The organism is Micromonospora sp. NPDC047465, assembly GCF_040643125.1.
GTDB lineage: Bacteria > Actinomycetota > Actinomycetes > Mycobacteriales > Micromonosporaceae > Micromonospora.
On sequence record NZ_JBEYTP010000134.1, the window covers coordinates 1 to 1,039 of the forward strand.

A 1,039-nucleotide genomic window follows, 5' to 3' on the forward strand; every position below is an offset into this window, starting at 1 on the left:
GGACAGCCCTTGGTTGATCATTCTTCTTGTCGAGGGAAGATGATCAATAACCAAGGGCTGTCTCGGTGATCAGTGTGCATGATCCTCATCTGGTTGGTGGCGTCGGGGAGCTGGGTAGGTTCCGGCGGGAGTTCTATGGCTGCTTGACTGCGCGGGCGGATGCGTTGTTCGAGCTGGCCGACGCGGTGTTGTGCGCTGATGGGCCGGTGCGGTCGTTGGTGGAGTTGTCGCTGGTGGGTGAGCACCGCCGCGGTCACGGCGCGTTGTACGACGCTCTCGCGTGTGGACGGCTGGACATCGACCGGCTGCGCACCGCCCTGGCCGGGGTGCCGCTGCCACGAGCGGCTGACGGCCGGGTCGTGCTGGCGGTGGACATCACCTGCTGGTTGCGGCCGGACGCGCACACCTCGCCGCAGCGCGTGCTGTGTCACACCTACGGTCGGGGCAAGGACCAGACCATCATGGTCCCGGGCTGGCCTTACTCGATGGTGGTGGCCCTGGAGTCGGGCCGTAGCTCGTGGACCGCGCCGTTGGACGCGGTGCGGTTGGCGCCGGGTGATGACGCGGCGGCAGTCACGGCGGGGCAGGTGCGAGACATCGTGCAGCGGCTGGTCGCGGCCGGCCAGTGGCGGCCCGGCGACCTGGACATCCTGGTCGTGGCCGACGCTGGCTACGACGCGCCCCGGCTGGCGTTCCTCCTGCGTGATCTGCCCGTGCAGGTCCTCGCGCGGATGCGCTCGGACCGGGTACTACGCCGCGCGGTGCCACCCCGGCAGCCGGGGACGATCGGCCGGCCACCCCGCCACGGCGGCGAGTTCGCCTTCGCTGACCCGGCCACGTGGGGCGAGCCTGACGCGGCCACGATGACCGACACCCGCCTCTACGGCATCGCGAGAGCCCGAGCCTGGGACCGGTTGCACCCACGGTTGACCCACCGATCCGCCTGGGTCGACGCGGCCAAGGTGTTACCGGTCATCGAGGGAACGGTCATCCGCCTGGAGGTCGAGCACCTGCCCAGCGGCGCGACCCCGAAGCCGGT

Annotated in this window: 1 protein-coding gene; it reads left to right on the forward strand. The window is 70.1% G+C overall.

Annotated features, from left to right (window positions below):
- Positions 1–65: 65 nt before the first annotated feature.
- Positions 66–1,039: transposase (locus tag ABZ793_RS34715; protein WP_357465237.1), on the forward strand; the 974-nt coding region annotated here is incomplete at its 3' end.